This is a genomic window from Mobilicoccus massiliensis (genome assembly GCF_000826525.2).
GTDB lineage: Bacteria > Actinomycetota > Actinomycetes > Actinomycetales > Dermatophilaceae > Mobilicoccus > Mobilicoccus massiliensis.
In genome coordinates, this window is record NZ_LN651329.1 from 426014 (window position 1) to 443298 (window position 17285).

General features: G+C 66.8%; 11 protein-coding genes and 3 rRNA genes. 13 read left to right on the top strand and 1 reads right to left on the bottom strand.

All coding sequences use genetic code 11. From position 1 onward, the window contains the following. From BN1197_RS09735 to rrf, 13 genes are all read left to right on the top strand, one after another. Nucleotides 1-813 (top strand): SDR family oxidoreductase, encoded by an 813-nt coding sequence (locus BN1197_RS09735; RefSeq protein WP_040158756.1) that lies wholly within the window; start codon nucleotides 1-3, stop codon nucleotides 811-813. A 69-nt stretch (nucleotides 814-882) separates the two neighbouring features. Continuing rightward, a complete protein-coding gene (gene argC, locus BN1197_RS09740) occupies nucleotides 883-1926 on the top strand; it encodes an N-acetyl-gamma-glutamyl-phosphate reductase (RefSeq protein ID WP_040159073.1) in 1044 nt (347 codons plus the stop codon). 2 nt (nucleotides 1927-1928) lie between these two features. Beyond that, entirely contained in the window at nucleotides 1929-2378 is a 450-nt protein-coding gene (locus BN1197_RS09745; RefSeq protein WP_245851881.1) for an ACT domain-containing protein, read from the top strand. Then, nucleotides 2375-3529, top strand: a complete 1155-nt coding sequence (argJ, locus tag BN1197_RS09750) for a bifunctional glutamate N-acetyltransferase/amino-acid acetyltransferase ArgJ (protein ID WP_040158759.1) — start codon at nucleotides 2375-2377, stop codon at nucleotides 3527-3529. Before BN1197_RS09745 ends, argJ begins: the two co-directional genes overlap by 4 nt. Next, on the top strand, nucleotides 3526-4554 hold the full coding sequence (gene argB, locus BN1197_RS09755) for an acetylglutamate kinase (protein WP_052466386.1): 1029 nt from the start codon (nucleotides 3526-3528) through the stop codon (nucleotides 4552-4554). Before argJ ends, argB begins: the two co-directional genes overlap by 4 nt. Continuing rightward, nucleotides 4551-5825 (top strand): acetylornithine transaminase, encoded by a 1275-nt coding sequence (locus BN1197_RS09760; RefSeq protein ID WP_082043765.1) that lies wholly within the window; start codon nucleotides 4551-4553, stop codon nucleotides 5823-5825. The genes argB and BN1197_RS09760 overlap by 4 nt, the downstream gene beginning before the upstream one ends. Continuing rightward, a complete protein-coding gene (locus BN1197_RS09765; RefSeq protein ID WP_040158762.1) occupies nucleotides 5825-6355 on the top strand; it encodes an arginine repressor in 531 nt (176 codons plus the stop codon). The genes BN1197_RS09760 and BN1197_RS09765 overlap by 1 nt, the downstream gene beginning before the upstream one ends. Further along, nucleotides 6352-7788: an argininosuccinate lyase gene (argH, locus tag BN1197_RS09770; RefSeq protein ID WP_040158764.1), complete on the top strand. Its 1437-nt coding sequence runs from the start codon at nucleotides 6352-6354 to the stop codon at nucleotides 7786-7788. Before BN1197_RS09765 ends, argH begins: the two co-directional genes overlap by 4 nt. A gap of 2 nt (nucleotides 7789-7790) precedes the next feature. After that, nucleotides 7791-8513 carry a DNA-3-methyladenine glycosylase gene (locus BN1197_RS09775; RefSeq protein ID WP_052466388.1) on the top strand — a complete coding sequence of 241 codons (723 nt, stop codon included), beginning with the start codon at nucleotides 7791-7793 and terminating at the stop codon, nucleotides 8511-8513. Next, complete coding sequence (gene tyrS / locus BN1197_RS09780; protein WP_040158766.1) at nucleotides 8510-9769, top strand: tyrosine--tRNA ligase; 1260 nt, start codon at nucleotides 8510-8512, stop codon at nucleotides 9767-9769. The genes BN1197_RS09775 and tyrS overlap by 4 nt, the downstream gene beginning before the upstream one ends. A 511-nt stretch (nucleotides 9770-10280) precedes the next feature. Then, nucleotides 10281-11799 (top strand): 16S ribosomal RNA (locus BN1197_RS09785). Between the two features lie 350 nt (nucleotides 11800-12149). Next, nucleotides 12150-15261, top strand: a 23S ribosomal RNA gene (locus BN1197_RS09790). Nucleotides 15262-15358: 97 nt separating this feature from the next. Then, nucleotides 15359-15475: ribosomal RNA gene (gene rrf, locus BN1197_RS09795) — 5S ribosomal RNA — on the top strand. Together the 16S, 23S and 5S rRNA genes form the textbook arrangement of a ribosomal RNA operon. A gap of 133 nt (nucleotides 15476-15608) precedes the next feature. Here the strand turns inward: rrf and BN1197_RS09800 are convergent. Next, a complete protein-coding gene (locus BN1197_RS09800) occupies nucleotides 15609-17174 on the bottom strand; it encodes an IS1634 family transposase (RefSeq protein ID WP_040159086.1) in 1566 nt (521 codons plus the stop codon). Nucleotides 17175-17285: the final 111 nt, after the last annotated feature.

Consider the following 17285-nt stretch of genomic DNA (forward strand, 5'->3'; position numbering starts at 1 on the left):
ATGTCCGAACAGCAACAGTCCGACCGCCGGGTCGCCGTGATCACCGGAGCCAACCGCGGCATCGGCTCCCACCTCGCCGGGGCATTCGCCGAGGCCGGATACGCCGTCGAGGGCTGCTCCCGATCCGGAGGCCCGACGCGGGTGCCCGCGCGCAGCGACGAGGGAGACGTCACCCTCGACCTCGCCGCCGTCGACGTCACCGACGAGCAGGCCGTCCACGACTGGATCGCCGGAGTCCTCGAGCGTCACGGCCGCATCGACGTGCTCGTCAACAACGCGGGCGTCATCGACGACGAGGTGCCGATCGAGGAGTCCGACCCCGAGCAGTGGTGGCGCACGATCGAGGTCGACGTGCGCGGGCCCTACCTGCTCACCCGGATGGTCCTTCCCGGCATGCTCGCGGCCGGGTCGGGCCGCGTGATCAACCTCAACTCCGGAGCCGGCGTGCGTCCGGGGGAGGTGGCGAGCGCCTACAACGTCGCGAAGTCCGCACTCGGTCGCATCACGGGGTCGACCGACCTGTCCGGCCGCGGGCGCGGGGTGTACGCGTTCGACCTCGCGCCGGGCGTCGTGCGCACCGACATGACCGGCGCGATGACGGCACACGAAGGCCGCACGGAATGGACCTCCCCGGCCGAGGTGTGCGAGCTCGCTCTCGCCCTGGCAGCGGGGGAACTCGACGCGTGGTCCGGGCGCATGGTCCGCGCCGGGGCCGACACGCCGGAGACCCTGCGCACCGCGTCCGCGCAGCTCGGCGAACGTGGCCGTCGGGTGATGCTCGTGCCGTGGGGGGACGACGACCCACTCGCCTGAGTCGATCTCCGCATGAGATGACGGACCCGCCGACTGCATGACCTCGCACGCCTCTGTATAGTCATGCACATGCTGAACGCGGCCGTCGCCGGTGCGAGTGGGTACGCCGGGGGAGAGATCCTCCGGTTGCTGCTCGCGCACCCCGAGATCGAGGTGGGCGCCGTGTGCGCCGCGGGTAACGCCGGCTCGCGGCTCGGCGATCACCACCCCAACCTCACGCCGCTCGCCGACCGGGTCCTCGAGCCGACGGAGCCCGGTCTCCTCGCACGCCACGACGTCGTCTTCCTCGCGTTGCCGCACGGGGCCTCGGCCGAGATCGCCGCGCAGCTCCCGGATTCCGTCGTCGTCCTCGACTGCGGCGCCGACCACCGGCTCGTCGATGCCGAGGCGTGGGCGCGGTTCTACGGCACCCCGCACGCCGGAAGTTGGCCGTACGGACTGCCCGAACTGCCGCGCACCGACGGGCTCGCGTCCCGCGAGGCGCTGGCCGGCGCCCGCCGCATCGCCGTCCCGGGTTGCTACCCGACGGCCGTGTCCCTCGCTCTCGCACCGGGACTCGCCGCGAGGGTCGTCGAGCCGGACGACCTCGTCGTCGTCGCCGCGAGCGGCACCTCGGGGGCGGGCAGGTCGCTCAAGCCGCACCTGCTCGGCGCCGAGGTCATGGGTTCGATGAGCCCGTACGGCGTGGGCGGGATGCACCGGCACGTTCCCGAGATCGTCCAGAATCTCACCGCCGCAGCGGGATCGGCGATCACGCTCTCGTTCACGCCCACCCTCGCGCCGATGCCGCGCGGCATTCTCGCGACGTGCACCGCGCGCCTGCGCCCAGGCGCGTCGCCCGACGAGGTGCGCGGCGCCTGGGAGCGCGCCTACGCCGACGAGCCGTTCGTCCAGCTCCTCCCCGAGGGCCGGTGGCCGTCCACCGGGTCGGTTCTCGGCTCCAATGTCGTCCACCTGCAGGTCGCCGTCGACGAGGCCGCCGGCCGGGTCGTCGTCGTCGCGGCGATCGACAATCTCACCAAGGGCACCGCCGGTGGTGCCGTGCAATGCGCCAACCTCGCCCTCGGCCTGCCGGAGACGTGCGGGCTGCCTCTGACAGGAGTCGCACCGTGAGCATGACCCACGACCAGATCCCGACCGCCGTGGCCCGGGAGGGCTGGACCCTGCGTCTGCATCCGGGGGAGTTGGTCTTCGCCCGGCTCGAGCCCGGCAGTGATCTGCCCGAGTGGGCGCGCGACGCCCGACCGCTGTCGTCGATCGCGTGGAACGAGTCGGAGACCTCGGTCCTCGCGCCCGTGGACGTCGTGCCCGGTGACGTCGACCGGTTCGGGCCGTGGCGCGCCTTCGAGGTGGAGGAGCACGTCGACTTCCTCCTCACCGGCGTCCTTCACGGCATCATCTCTCCGCTCGCCGCGAGCCACCTCGCAGTGACGACCGTCTCGACGTACCGCACCGACTGGATCCTCGTGCCCGCCGAACAGGTCGACCAGGCCGTCAACGTGTGGCGCTACCACGGCTACCAGGTGACGGTTCCCCAGGTCGCGACCGAGATGGGCACCGCGTGAGCGTCACCGCGGCGGCGGGATTCCGGGCGGCGGGGGTGACGGCGGGCCTCAAACCCTCGGGTCGGCCCGATGTCGCGCTCGTCGTCGCCGACGGCCCCGAGGCCCACGCCGCGGCGGTCTTCACGACGAACCGCGTCGAGGCGGCGCCGGTCACCTGGAGCCGCGAGGTGGTCGCCGACGGCCGCGCACGGGTGATCGTGCTCAATTCCGGCTGCGCGAACGCCTGCACCGGCCCCGAGGGCTTCGCCGACACCCGCACCACCGCAGAGCACGCCGGCTCACGGCTCGGCGTCGACCCCGGCGATGTCGTCGTGTGCTCGACGGGCATGATCGGTGAGCGCCTGCCCATGGACACCCTGCTCGCGGGCGTGGACTCGGCCGCGGCGGCCCTGACGGACGACGGGGGCGGCGACGCGGCGGTCGCGATCATGACGACCGACACCCGCCCCAAGGAGGTCGCGATCACCGGTGACGGCTGGACGGTCGGCGGCATGGCCAAGGGTGCGGGGATGCTCGCGCCGGCCCTCGCGACGATGCTCGTCGTCCTCACGACCGACGCGGTGACCACCCCCGCCGACCTCGACGCCGCCGTGCGCGCGGCGAGCGCGGCGACGTTCGACCGGGTCGACTCCGACGCGTGCATGTCGACGAACGACACCGTGGTGCTCCTCGCCTCGGGGGCCTCCGGCGTCGAGGTGACCGTCGAGGAACTCACCGCTCGCGTCCACGAGGTCTGCGCCGACCTCGCCCGCCGGCTCGTTGCCGACGCCGAGGGCGCGCGCCACGACGTCGAGATCGAGGTGGTCGACGCGGCCGACGAGACCGACGCCGTCGAGGTCGCGCGCGCCGTCGCCCGCAGCAACCTCGTCAAGTGCGCGATCTTCGGCGGCGATCCCAACTGGGGACGCATCGTCTCGGCGGTCGGCACGACCACGGCACGTTTCGACCCCCGCGCGATCGACGTCACGATCAACGGTGTCCAGGTGTGCCGTGCCACCGGAGTCGGCGACGATCGCTCGCTCGTCGATCTCGACGACCGACACGTCCACGTCGTCATCGACCTCCACGAGGGCAGCGGAGCGCGCGGCACCGTCTGGACCAACGACCTCACCCACGACTACGTCCACGAGAACTCGGCCTACAGCACATGACCTCCATCACCCCTCCCGTGTCCGGCGACACCCGTGACACCCCCCTCGACCCGGCCGCGCACCGCCATCTGCGCACCCTGCGCGATCGCACGGGGCTCGCGGCCGCGACGGCCAAGGCCCGCACCCTCGTCGAGGCGCTGCCGTGGCTCGAGCAGTTCAAGGGCGCCCTCGTCGTCGTCAAGTACGGCGGCAACGCGATGACCGACGAATCGCTCACCCGCGCCTTCGCCGAGGACGTCGCGTTCCTGCGCTACGCCGGGTTGCGGCCGGTCGTCGTCCACGGCGGTGGCCCGCAGATCGCGGCGATGCTCGACCGGCTCGGTCTGTCCAGCGAGTTCAAGGGCGGCCTGCGGGTGACGACGCCGGAGGTCATGGACGTCGTGCGCATGGTGCTCGTCGGGCAGGTCGGCCGCGGGGTCGTCGGACTGCTCAATCAGCACGGCCCCATCGCCGTCGGTCTGTCGGGGGAGGACGCCCACCTGTTCGGCGCCCGCCGCCGGCACGCGCGGGTCGACGGGGAGAACGTCGACATCGGACTCGTCGGCGACGTCGTCACCGTGTCGCCGTCGGCCGTCCTCGACATCCTCGACGCCGGCCGCATCCCGGTCGTCTCGACGATCGCCCCCGACCTCGAGACCCCCGGTCAGGTGCTCAACGTCAACGCCGACACGGCCGCGGCGGCGCTCGCGGTCGCGTTGGGCGCGCACAAGCTCGTCGTGCTCACCGACGTCGCCGGCGTCTACGAGAACTGGCCCGACCCCGACTCCCTGATCTCCGAGATGAGCGTCGCCGACGCCGAGGATCTTCTCACCCGGGTCGACGCGGGCATGGTCCCCAAGCTCGAGGCCTGTGTGCGGGCGGTGCGCGGCGGCGTGAGCCAGGCCCACGTCGTCGACGGACGCACCCCGCACTCGCTGCTGCTCGAGGTCTTCACCGACGAGGGCATCGGCACGATGATCCTCCCCGAGAGCGGCACCGACCTCGACGACGACGGCCTCCCCACCCACCTCGAGGGGTTGTCGTGACCACTTCCAGCACCACCCCGACCGCCACCCCGGCCGCCACGAACCGCTCGACCGACGCGGGCGAGCAGAAGCGTCTCCTGGAGCGGTACGACGAGTCGCTGCTCGGGGTCTTCGGCTCTCCTGCGCGGGTTCTCGTGCGTGGCGAGGGCTGCGAGGTCTGGGACGCCGACGGCGACGTCTACCTCGACCTCCTCGGCGGCATCGGCGTCAACGCGCTCGGCCACGGTCACCCCGACCTCGTCGCGGCGATCGGAGCGCAGGCGGCCGAGCTCGTCCACATCTCCAACTTCTTCACCTCCGTTCCGCAGATCGAGCTCGCCGAGCGCATCCTCGCCCTCGCCGAGGCACCCGCGGGCTCGGCGGCGTTCTTCACGAACTCCGGCACCGAGGCCGTCGAGGCCGCGATCAAGCTCGCGCGCCGAACCGGCCGGCCCGGCCTCCTCGCTGCCGAGGACGCCTTCCACGGCCGCAGCACCGGCGCGCTCGCGCTCACGGCCAAGGAGGCCTACCGCGCTCCCTTCGAACCGCTCCTGCCCGGAGTGCGGCGGGTCCCGTTCAACGACGTCGCCGCCCTCGAGGCGGCGTTCTCCCGCGAGGCGTCCCAGGTGGGCGCGCTGATCCTCGAACCGGTCCAGGGCGAGGGTGGGGTCATCCCCGCCGACGTCGGCTACCTGCGGCGCGCCCGGGACCTCACCCGCCAGGCCGGGGCGCTGCTCATCGTCGACGAGATCCAGTCGGGGGTGGCGCGCACCGGCACGTGGTTCGCGTTCCAGCAGGCCGGGATCGTGCCCGACGCGATGACCCTCGCCAAGGGCCTCGGCGGCGGGGTGCCGATCGGGGCGCTCGTGACGTTCGGGGCCGAGACCACCGCCCTGCTCACCGCGGGGCAGCACGGCACAACGTTCGGCGGCAACCCCCTCGCGTGCCGGGCGGGGCTCACGGTGCTCGACGTCATCGCCCGCGACGGGCTGGTCGATCGGGCCCGCGAACTGGGCGACGAACTGCGCCGCGCGGTGACGGACCTGCGCGACGAGCGGATCACCGAGATCCGTGGCCGGGGGTTACTCATCGGCATCGGCCTGGCCGACGGCATCGCATCCGGCGACGTGGCGAAGGCCGCACTCGAGGCGGGGTTCATCGTCAACCCCGCGCGGCCCGACACGATCCGGCTCGCGCCCCCGCTCGTCGTCACCTCCGCGCAGCTGCAGCGGTTCGCCCGCGCCCTGCCCGGCCTGTTGGACGCCGCCGCCGCACTCGGGAAGGAGGGGTGATGGTCGTCGCGCAGTCCCGCGCCGCCCGCCAGCAGCGCATCGTCGAGCTTCTCGAACACACCATCGTCAAATCCCAGCCGGAGCTGCTCGACCTGCTCGCGCAGGACGGGTACGACGTCACCCAGGCGACCCTGTCGCGCGATCTGGTCGAACTCGGCGCCGTCAAGGTGCGTCTCGGACGCAGCCTCGTCTACGCCGTTCCGGCCGAGGGCGGCGACCCGACGCCACGCCCGGCCGTCGACCCCGCCGAGCACGACGCGCGGTTGCGCCGCCTCTGCGAGGAACTGCTCGTCTCGGCCACGGCCTCGGGAAACCTCACAGTGCTGCGCACCCCGCCCGGCGCCGCGAACTACCTCGCCAGCGCCATCGACAAGACCGAGGTGCAGCGACGGGCCGGCATCATCGGTACCGTCGCCGGTGACGACACGGTGCTCGTCATCGCAGCCGATCCCGACGGGGGAGCGCTGGTGGCAGAACGGCTCCTCGCCCTGGCCGGGGGCGACATCGACAGGAAGGACACGCGCTCGTGAGCGAGACGAAGACCGGTTCGGCGTTGTGGGGAGGCCGGTTCAGCGGCGGCCCCGACGAGGCGCTGGCGGCGCTCTCCAAGAGTACGCACTTCGACTGGCGACTCGCGCCCTACGATCTCGCGGGCTCCCGCGCCCACGCCCGAGTGCTGCACGCGGCCGGGATCCTCGACGACGAGACCCTCGAGGCGATGCTCGCCGGGCTTCGGCAGCTCGGAGCCGACGTCGAGAGCGGTGCGTTCACCCCCGCCGAGGACGACGAGGACGTGCACACCGCGCTCGAGCGCGGGCTCATGGAACGCGCCGGGGCCGACGTCGGCGGCCGGCTCCGGGCGGGGCGCTCGCGCAACGACCAGGTCGCGACCCTGTTCCGCATGTACCTGCGTGATCACGCCCGCGTCGTCGCGGGCCTGATCCTCGACGTCGTCGACGCCCTCGTCGCCCAGGCCGATGCGTATCCCGAGGTCGCGATGCCCGGCCGCACGCACCTGCAGCACGCTCAGCCCGTCCTCCTCTCCCACCACCTGCTCGCCCACGCCTGGCCGCTGTTGCGCGACGTCGAACGGCTGCGCGACTGGGACGAGCGGTGCGCCGTCTCGCCCTACGGCTCCGGAGCGCTCGCCGGCAGCTCGCTGGGGCTCGACCCCGAGGCCGTCGCCGTCGACCTCGGCTTCGACGGGGCGGTCGAGAACTCCATCGACGGCACCGCGAGCCGCGACTTCGTCGCCGAGTTCTGCTTCGTCGCCGCGATGACCGCGGTCGACGTCTCGCGTCTGGCCGAAGAGGTGATCCTCTGGGCGACCAAGGAGTTCGGGTTCGTCACGCTGCACGACTCGTACTCGACCGGGTCGAGCATCATGCCGCAGAAGAAGAACCCCGACGTCGCCGAGCTCGCCCGCGGCAAGGCCGGCCGCCTCGTCGGCGACCTCGCCGGGCTCATGACGACCCTCAAGGCGCTGCCCCTGGCGTACAACCGCGACCTGCAGGAGGACAAGGAGCCGGTCTTCGACGCGATCGACTCCCTGGAGGTGCTGTTGCCGGCGTTCGCGGGCATGGTGGCGACCCTGACGTTCCACCCCGACCGGCTCGAAGAGCTCGCGCCGCAGGGTTTCTCGCTCGCGACCGACGTCGCGGAGTGGCTCGTCCGCGAGGGGGTGCCCTTCCGCGTGGCCCACGAGGTGGCCGGCGCGTGCGTGCGAGCCTGCGAGGAACGCGGCATCGAGCTGTGGGATCTCACCGACGACGACCTGGCGCAGATCTCCCCTCACCTCACGCCGGGCGTGCGCGAGGTCCTCACCGTGCCCGGCTCCCTCGCCTCTCGCGACGGCAAGGGCGGTACGGCCCCGGTGCGCGTCGCCGAACAACTCGGCAAGGTGCGCCAGACCGCGGCGTGGCAGCGCAGCTGGGCCGACAAGCGCCTCACGGCGCGCGACTGATCGTGGCGGAGAACACCCCCGGTGAGGCCCTCGCGCCCGCCCTTCCCGAGGAGTTCTACGACCGCCCCGTGCAGGAGGTGGCCGCCGACCTGCTCGGATGCGTCGTCCGCCACGGAGACGTCGCGGTGCGGCTCACCGAGGTGGAGGCGTACGACGGTCCCGATGACCCCGGCTCACACGCCTACCGCGGCCCGACCCCGCGCACCCAGGTGATGTTCGGGCCGCCGGGGCGGCTCTACGTGTACTTCTCGTACGGCATGCACCACTGCGTCAACGTCGTCTGCGGTCCCGACGGCAAAGCGAGCGCGGTCCTCCTGCGCGCCGGCGAGGTCGTGGAGGGCGTCGAGGAGGCACGGCGCCGCCGGACCCGCGAGGGACGACCGGCTCCAGCCGATCGCGACCTCGCCCGGGGACCGGCCCGCCTCACCGTCGCGCTGGGCCTCGACCGCAGGCACGACGGCCTCGACACGACGGCACCGGGCGCGGAGGTGGTGATCAGCGCCGGAGCGGAGGCCGTGGACCCGGCTCGCATCCTCACCGGCAAACGCGTCGGCGTCTCGGGCCCGGGCGGTGGCGAGGAGTACCCGTGGCGTTATCACCTCGACCACCCCAGCGTGTCGCCCTACCGGGCAGCCGTTCGTCGTCGGCGCCGGCCTGCTGGCAAGCTGGACGCGACAGCCGCGCAGGATCCGACTGCGGGCACGACGAAGGGAACGACGGCGTGAGCAACGTGTTCGACGAGCTGAGCGAGCGGGGCCTGGTGGCGCAGACCACCGACGAGGCCGCGCTGCGAGACGCGCTCGACGGGCGGCTCACGGTGTATTGCGGCTTCGACCCCACCGCGCCGAGCCTGCACTTCGGCAACCTCGTCCAGCTCATCGTGCTCCGTCATCTGCAGCGCGCGGGCCACCGCGTCATCGGCCTCGTCGGTGGCTCGACGGGTCTCATCGGCGACCCGCGCCCCTCGAGCGAGCGGGCGCTCAAGACCAAGGAGCAGACGGCCGAGGACGTCGAGCGCATCGCCGTGCAGGTGCGTCGCATCCTCGGCGCCGACGAGTCGAATCCGCCGATCTTCGTCAACAACCTCGACTGGACGGAGCCGATCAGCGCGCTGGACTTCCTGCGCGACTACGGCAAGCACTTTCGCGTCAACCAGATGATCAAGAAGGACGCGGTCGCCGCTCGGCTGCAGTCCGATCAGGGCATCAGCTACACCGAGTTCAGCTACCAGATCCTCCAGGCCCTCGACTTCCTCGAGCTCTACCGCCGGCACGGCTGCACGATGCAGACGGGCGGCGCGGATCAGTGGGGCAACCTCGTGGCGGGTGTCGACCTCATCGGCCGGGTCGAGGGCGAGCCGGCCCACGTCCTCACGACGCCGTTGCTCACCGACTCGGCGGGGGAGAAGTTCGGCAAGTCCGCCGGCAATGCGGTGTGGCTCGACCCGTCGATGACGAGCCCGTACGCCTTCTACCAGTACTGGCTCAACGTCGAGGACGCCTCGGTCGTCATGCTGCTCAAGGTCTTCACCGACCGCACGATGGCCGAGATCGCCGAGCTCGAACGGCAGGTGGCCGAGGAACCGTTCAAGCGCGCCGCCCAGCGCACGCTGGCGCGGGACGTGACCACCCTCGTGCACGGGGCCGAGGCGACGGTGGCCGTCGAGCAGGCCTCGGCGGTGTTGTTCGGCAAGGAGGATCCGCGTTCCCTCGACGCCGACACCCTGCGGGACGCGTGCGCGGAGTTGCCGAGGGTACGGGTCGAGGCCGGCAGTGAGCTCGTCGACGCGATGGTCGAGACCGGCCTCGCGGAGTCGCGCAAGGCGGCCAGGCGCACCATCGGGGAGGGCGGCGTCTCGCTCAACAACGCCAAGGTCGAGAGCCCCGAGGCACGACTCACGCCGGAGGACTTCCTTCACGGGCGTCTGGCACTGCTCAAGCGCGGACGCAAGTCGCTGGCGGCGGTCGAGCTCGCGAGCTGACCCCGCCTCGAGGCCGCGAACGGCGCGGTCGCGTGAGGGCCTCGCTGACGGGATGTCGGCGGGGCCCTCGGCGTCGATGCAGGTCAGCGTGCCGTGATCGGCCGGCTGGACGCCCGATTTGGTGTTCACGCCGATGTCGTCCTAGAGTTCTCAACGTCCACCCGGCAGGGAGGAACGGACGCGAAAGCCTCACTGAGGCCGGGCGGCCGGTCCCGCCGGAGGGAGTCGAAGCACGACCCCGTTCCACTCGAGATTCGGTTGAAACGGGAAGTTGCACCGGGCTGAACGGTCTGGTAGAGTAGACACCCGGCCACAGAGAGAACGCCCCACACGGGCAGGGCTCCTGGGCCGAACATCGAAGTAACAATCGCCACCTTCATCGTGACGGCCTGATCAGGGTCGAAGTGATGACGTGTGTCCGATGTTTGAGAACTCAACAGCGTGCCAAAAATCGATGCCAATTGTTTGTTGGTTGATCGTCAATGGATTGATCAGCTGGGTTTGAATTTCTTTTATGGAGAGTTTGATCCTGGCTCAGGACGAACGCTGGCGGCGTGCTTAACACATGCAAGTCGAACGATGAAGCGGTGCTTGCACCGTGGATTAGTGGCGAACGGGTGAGTAACACGTGAGTAACCTGCCCTTCACTCTGGGATAAGCCTGGGAAACTGGGTCTAATACTGGATATGACAGCATCTCGCATGGGGTGTTGTGGAAAGTTTTTCGGTGGGGGATGGACTCGCGGCCTATCAGCTTGTTGGTGAGGTAGTGGCTTACCAAGGCGACGACGGGTAGCCGGCCTGAGAGGGTGACCGGCCACACTGGGACTGAGACACGGCCCAGACTCCTACGGGAGGCAGCAGTGGGGAATATTGCACAATGGGCGAAAGCCTGATGCAGCGACGCCGCGTGAGGGATGAAGGCCTTCGGGTTGTAAACCTCTTTCGCCAGGGAAGAAGCGAGAGTGACGGTACCTGGAGAAGAAGCACCGGCTAACTACGTGCCAGCAGCCGCGGTAATACGTAGGGTGCGAGCGTTGTCCGGAATTATTGGGCGTAAAGAGCTTGTAGGCGGTTTGTCGCGTCTGCTGTGAAAATTCGGGGCTTAACTCCGGACGTGCAGTGGGTACGGGCAGGCTAGAGTGTGGTAGGGGAGACTGGAATTCCTGGTGTAGCGGTGAAATGCGCAGATATCAGGAGGAACACCGATGGCGAAGGCAGGTCTCTGGGCCATAACTGACGCTGAGAAGCGAAAGCATGGGGAGCGAACAGGATTAGATACCCTGGTAGTCCATGCCGTAAACGTTGGGCGCTAGGTGTGGGGCTCATTCCACGAGTTCCGTGCCGCAGCTAACGCATTAAGCGCCCCGCCTGGGGAGTACGGCCGCAAGGCTAAAACTCAAAGGAATTGACGGGGGCCCGCACAAGCGGCGGAGCATGCGGATTAATTCGATGCAACGCGAAGAACCTTACCAAGGCTTGACATACACCGGAAAAGTGCAGAGATGTGCTCCCCGTAAGGTCGGTGTACAGGTGGTGCATGGTTGTCGTCAGCTCGTGTCGTGAGATGTTGGGTTAAGTCCCGCAACGAGCGCAACCCTCGTTCCATGTTGCCAGCACGTGATGGTGGGGACTCATGGGAGACTGCCGGGGTCAACTCGGAGGAAGGTGGGGATGACGTCAAATCATCATGCCCCTTATGTCTTGGGCTTCACGCATGCTACAATGGCCGGTACAGAGTGCTGCGATGCCGTGAGGCGGAGCGAATCACTAAAAGCCGGTCTCAGTTCGGATTGGGGTCTGCAACTCGACCCCATGAAGTCGGAGTCGCTAGTAATCGCAGATCAGCAACGCTGCGGTGAATACGTTCCCGGGCCTTGTACACACCGCCCGTCAAGTCACGAAAGTCGGTAACACCCGAAGCCGGTGGCCTAACCCTTGTGGGGGGAGCCGTCGAAGGTGGGACCGGCGATTGGGACTAAGTCGTAACAAGGTAGCCGTACCGGAAGGTGCGGCTGGATCACCTCCTTTCTAAGGAGCTTCCTCTTTGTGAGGCACCTCTGATGCTCACCGAGTGTGTGGGCTGGGGTGTTGCTCGTGGGTGGATCATCGATTAGTTGGCTGTCTGCTGGTGTTGCCGGCGCGAGTACGACCTCCTGTGTTGGGGGTGTGGAAAGTGTGGTGGCGCGGGTGGGTGGTCTGGCACGTTGTTGGGTCCTGAGGGATCGGCTGCATACCCCCCCCGGTTTGTGTGGTGGGGGTGTGGTGGTTTCTCTGGTTGGTTGGACCTCCTCTTTTGTTGTCTGCGCGGTTTGTGTGGGCGGCGAGGGGGTGGGTTGGTGTTTTGAGAACTGTACAGTGGACGCGAGCATCTTTGTTGTGGTCAAGTTTTTAAGGGCACACGGTGGATGCCTTGGCATCAGGAACCGATGAAGGACGTGGGAATCTGCGATAAGCCTCGGGTAGTCGATAACCGGACTGTGATCCGAGGATTTCCGAATGGGGAAACCCGGCTGGAGTTGTGTCCAGTCACTCGCACCTGAATATATAGGGTGTGTGGAGGGAACGTGGGGAAGTGAAACATCTCAGTACCCACAGGAAGAGAAAACAATTGTGATTCCGTGAGTAGTGGCGAGCGAAAGCGGATGAGGCTAAACCGCATGCATGTCAAGCTGGTAGGTGTTGTGTGTGCGGGGTTGTGGGAGTGTGCTTGATCAGGCTACCGACTGGTCGAGGAGTGAGAAATCCGTGGTGTAGGCGAAGGGTCTGGAATGGCCTGGCGTAGAGGGTGTGACCCCCGTAGCCGAAACGTCGCGGACTCCTTTGCATGTTTCCCAAGTAGCACGGGGCCCGAGAAATCCTGTGTGAATCTGGCGGGACCACCCGCTAAGCCTAAATATTCCCTGGTGACCGATAGCGGACAAGTACCGTGAGGGAAAGGTGAAAAGTACCCCGGGAGGGGAGTGAAATAGAACCTGAAACCGTGTGCTTACAATCCGTCGGAGCCTCCTTTGTGGGGTGACGGCGTGCCTTTTGAAGAATGAGCCTGCGAGTTAGTGCTTCGTGGCGAGGTTAACCCGTGTGGGGTAGCCGTAGCGAAAGCGAGTCTGAATAGGGCGTTTTAGTCGCGGGGTCTAGACCCGAAGCGGAGTGATCTACCCATGGCCAGGTTGAAGCGACGGTAAGACGTCGTGGAGGACCGAACCCACTTAGGTTGAAAACTGAGGGGATGAGCTGTGGGTAGGGGTGAAAGGCCAATCAAACTCCGTGATAGCTGGTTCTCCCCGAAATGCATTTAGGTGCAGCGTTGCGTGTTTCTTGCCGGAGGTAGAGCTACTGGATGGCTGATGGGCCCCACCGGGTTACTGACGTCAGCCAAACTCCGAATGCCGGTAAGTGAGAGCGTGGCAGTGAGACTGCGGGGGATAAGCTTCGTAGTCGAGAGGGAAACAGCCCAGATCATCAGCTAAGGTCCCTAAGCGTGTGCTAAGTGGAAAAGGATGTGGAGTTGCGATGACAACCAGGAGGTTGGCTTAGAAGCAGCCATCCTTGAAAGAGTGCGTAATAGCTCACTGGTCAAGTGATTCCGCGCCGACAATGTAGCGGGGCTCAAGCACATCACCGAAGCTGTGGCAATCACACATTTTCCTAGGTTTTCCTCAGGGGTGTGGTTGGGTAGGGGAGCGTCGCGTGGGGGGTGAAGCGGCCGAGTGATCGAGTCGTGGACGCCACGCGAGTGAGAATGCAGGCATGAGTAGCGAAAGAGGAGTGCGAAACTCCTCCGCCGAATGACCAAGGGTTCCAGGGTCAAGTTAATCTTCCCTGGGTAAGTCGGGACCTAAGGCGAGGCCGACAGGCGTAGTCGATGGACAACGGGTTGATATTCCCGTACCGGCGCAAGACCGCCCATATCGAGGCAGGGGATGCTAAGCACCCGAAGCCGGCCTTTACTCACGCCTTTGGTGTGAGGGGGTTGGTGGAGCGTGTGACCCGATCCTGTAGTAGGTAAGCGATGGAGTGACGCAGGAAGGTAGCCTCCGCGTGGCGATGGTTGTCCACGTCCAAGCACGTAGGGAGTCATCTAGGTAAATCCGGGTGGCGTGTATCCTGAGATGTGATGGTGACCCCGTTTGGGGGAAGTAGGGTGATCCTATGCTGTCGAGAAAAACTTCTAGTGAGGGCTTGAGCCGCCCGTACCCTAAACCGACTCAGGTGGTCAGGTAGAGAATACTAAGGCGATCGAGTGAATCGTGGTTAAGGAATTCGGCAAAATGCCCCCGTAACTTCGGGAGAAGGGGGGCCCGAGCCTTGAAACCCTTACGGGTTAGGGGTGAGGGTCGCAGAGACCAGGGAGAAGCGACTGTTTACTAAAAACACAGGTCCGTGCGAAGAAGTAATTCGATGTATACGGACTGACGCCTGCCCGGTGCTGGAACGTTAAGGGGACCGGTTAGCTCCTTTTGGGGCGAAGCTGAGAACTTAAGCGCCAGTAAACGGCGGTGGTAACTATAACCATCCTAAGGTAGCGAAATTCCTTGTCGGGTAAGTTCCGACCTGCACGAATGGCGTAACGACTTCTCCACTGTCTCGACCACGAACTCGGCGAAATTGCATTACGAGTAAAGATGCTCGTTACGCGCAGAAGGACGGAAAGACCCCGGGACCTTTACTATAGCTTGGTATTGGTGTTCGGTACGGCTTGTGTAGGATAGGTGGGAGACTGTGAAGCTCGTGCGCCAGCATGGGTGGAGTCAACGTTGAAATACCACTCTGGTCGTTCTGGATGTCTAACTTCGAACCATGATCTGGTTCAGGGACAGTGCCTGGTGGGTAGTTTAACTGGGGCGGTTGCCTCCTAAAGGGTAACGGAGGCGCCCAAAGGTTCCCTCAGCCTGGTTGGCAATCAGGTTTTGAGTGTAAGTGCACAAGGGAGCTTGACTGTGAGACCGACGGGTCGAGCAGGGACGAAAGTCGGGACTAGTGATCCGGCCATGGCTTGTGGAAGCGTGGTCGCTCAACGGATAAAAGGTACCCCGGGGATAACAGGCTGATCTTGCCCAAGAGTCCATATCGACGGCATGGTTTGGCACCTCGATGTCGGCTCGTCGCATCCTGGGGCTGGAGTTGGTCCCAAGGGTTGGGCTGTTCGCCCATTAAAGCGGTACGCGAGCTGGGTTTAGAACGTCGTGAGACAGTTCGGTCCCTATCCTCTGTGCGCGTTGGAGACTTGAGAAGGCCTGTCCCTAGTACGAGAGGACCGGGATGGACGAACCTCTGGTGTGTCAGTTGTTCTGCCAAGGGCACGGCTGATTGGCTACGTTCGGGAGTGATAACCGCTGAAAGCATCTAAGCGGGAAGCACGCTTCAAGATGAGGTCTCCGTGCCCCTTGTGGGTGAGAGGCTCCCAGCTAGACGACTGGGTTGATAGGCCAGATGTGGAAGCTCAGTAATGGGTGGAGCTGACTGGTACTAATAGGCCGATGACTTGACTACAACGATGATGTTCTGCGTCCACTGTATGGTTCTCGACACACCAGCCCCCACGCCCCTGTTCGTGTGTTGGGTGTGGTTGGTGATAAGTCGATAGTGTTACGGCGGTCATAGCGAGAGGGAAACGCCCGGTCCCATTCCGAACCCGGAAGCTAAGCCTTTCAGCGCCGATGGTACTGCACTGGTGACGGTGTGGGAGAGTAGGACGCCGCCGGACAAACATTCAAAGCAGGGAGAGCCCCCACGCACCACGCGTGGGGGCTCTCCCTGCTTTCCGGGACAATTCGCGAGCTCGCTGACGGATTGAGACGCGTCATCCCGGGAGACCCGAGTCGTGCCACCGGGGTACGTCACTTCGGGCTGGGGTGATTGGTCGCGTCGAGGATGTGTTGGGCGGGTGGGGTGATCGGGTCTGCGGCGAGGTGTTCGTGGCCGGCGAGGGTCACGGTGATCTCTTGCAGGGGGCGCAGGGTCCGCACGATCTTCTTGATGCTCAGCCCGGTGACGGCCTGTAGGTGGCGGGCGACGGCCAGGGCGGTGACGACGACGGTCAGGTGGGCTTCGATGGCGTCGTGGTCGTGGTGGAAGATCGGCCGGGCCCGTAGGTCGCTCTTGGACATCCGGAACGATGCCTCGACCTGCCACAGGTCGTGATACGAACCGATGACCTCGGCCGCGGGCATCACCGACCCGGGGATGTTGGTGACGTAGCCCTTCAAGCCGGCCAAGCGTCGGGCTCGGGCCAAAGCGGCCTCGTCCAGCACGGTGGTGCCCGCGTGGGTCTTGACGAATCGTGGCGTTCGGGCGGCTTTCTCACCGGCCACGACGGCCTTCGCGCGGTTCTCCTGCGCGGTCAGGGTCCGCCCGTCCCGCGCGGCGCGTTTCGCGCTGTAGGCCCACACGGCCCGCCACGATTTCGGGTGCCGTTGGGGGTCCCACACCGGCTCGCTGCGCTGGCGCGGGTCGTTTTCGCTGGCCGCCCGCGCGTGGCGGGGTGTGAGGGTGTCGATGAGTTGCCCGTCGGTGAACGCATCACCGTGCCAGCGGAAGTGGGACTCCAGATCGGCCGGGGCCTTGGACTGCCGGGACCCGACGATGAAGCCCAGCCCGGCCTGATCCAACGCTGTCAGGTTCGACGCGGACAGCATCCCCGCGTCGGCGACCACGACCATGTCGGCGACCCCGTGCCGCTGCTGAAAGGCCCGCACCGTGGGCAGGATCGTCGCCGTCTCGGCCTTGTTGCCTTCCCAGCAGGTGATCTCCAGGGGGAACCCGCCCCGGTCCACCAGGAGCCCGACCACGATCTGGGGGTCGACGCGGCGTTCCTTGGAGTAGCCGACCTTGCGCAGGTCGTCCTCGTGCTCGGCCTCGAAGTACAGGGTCGTCACGTCGTACAGCACCAACGTCAGATCGCCGTGCGCGGCCGCATGGGCGAAGCAGGCGGTCGCGATCTGGCCGCGGTAGTCCCGCTCCTGCGCCCGGCCCAGGGCCCGGAAAATCGTGCGCAACGAGGCGTGTGGGACGCCGATCTCATCCAGCACGCGCAGGCTGTCGGCCTTGCTCGTCGGCTCCACCAGCCGCGCCAGGACGAGTTGCTTGAACGCCTCATCGCCCAGCAGCTCGAACCCCAGGCGCGCATACGCGCTGGTCAGCACCTCCCATAGCAACGCCGAACGCTTGCTCGTGATCGCTCCCGCTGCCCGTGCCGGTGCGCCGGGAACGCCCGCCAACCCCAGATCGAGAGTGTCCTGGCCCGGGTGCAGCCGTTCCTGGGCGACCTTCATCAGCACCGCGAGTTCGGCATCGTCGTGCGCAGTCCCGATGTGCTCCACGATCACATTGCGCCCGCCTCGCCGCTCCGCGAGCTGAACCTTCGTCGCCCCCGCACGGCCGGCAGAACGACGGATGAAGACCACGCCCGCCACCCTACCCAGCAGCGGGGTACGTCACCTCACTCCACAGCAACGCCCTGACCAGCAACAACATCAAACCCGTCACCAAAATCCGCAAGAGTGGCACGAGTCAGG

Excerpts from the sequence above, each read along its gene's own strand:
- BN1197_RS09735 (WP_040158756.1), top strand. The coding sequence starts at position 1 with ATGTCCGAACAGCAACAGTCCGACCGCCGGGTCGCCGTGATCACCGGA.
- BN1197_RS09745 (WP_245851881.1), top strand. The coding sequence starts at position 1,929 with ATGACCCACGACCAGATCCCGACCGCCGTGGCCCGGGAGGGCTGGACC.
- BN1197_RS09765 (WP_040158762.1), top strand. The coding sequence starts at position 5,825 with ATGGTCGTCGCGCAGTCCCGCGCCGCCCGCCAGCAGCGCATCGTCGAG.
- argC (WP_040159073.1), top strand. The coding sequence starts at position 883 with ATGCTGAACGCGGCCGTCGCCGGTGCGAGTGGGTACGCCGGGGGAGAG.
- argB (WP_052466386.1), top strand. The coding sequence starts at position 3,526 with ATGACCTCCATCACCCCTCCCGTGTCCGGCGACACCCGTGACACCCCC.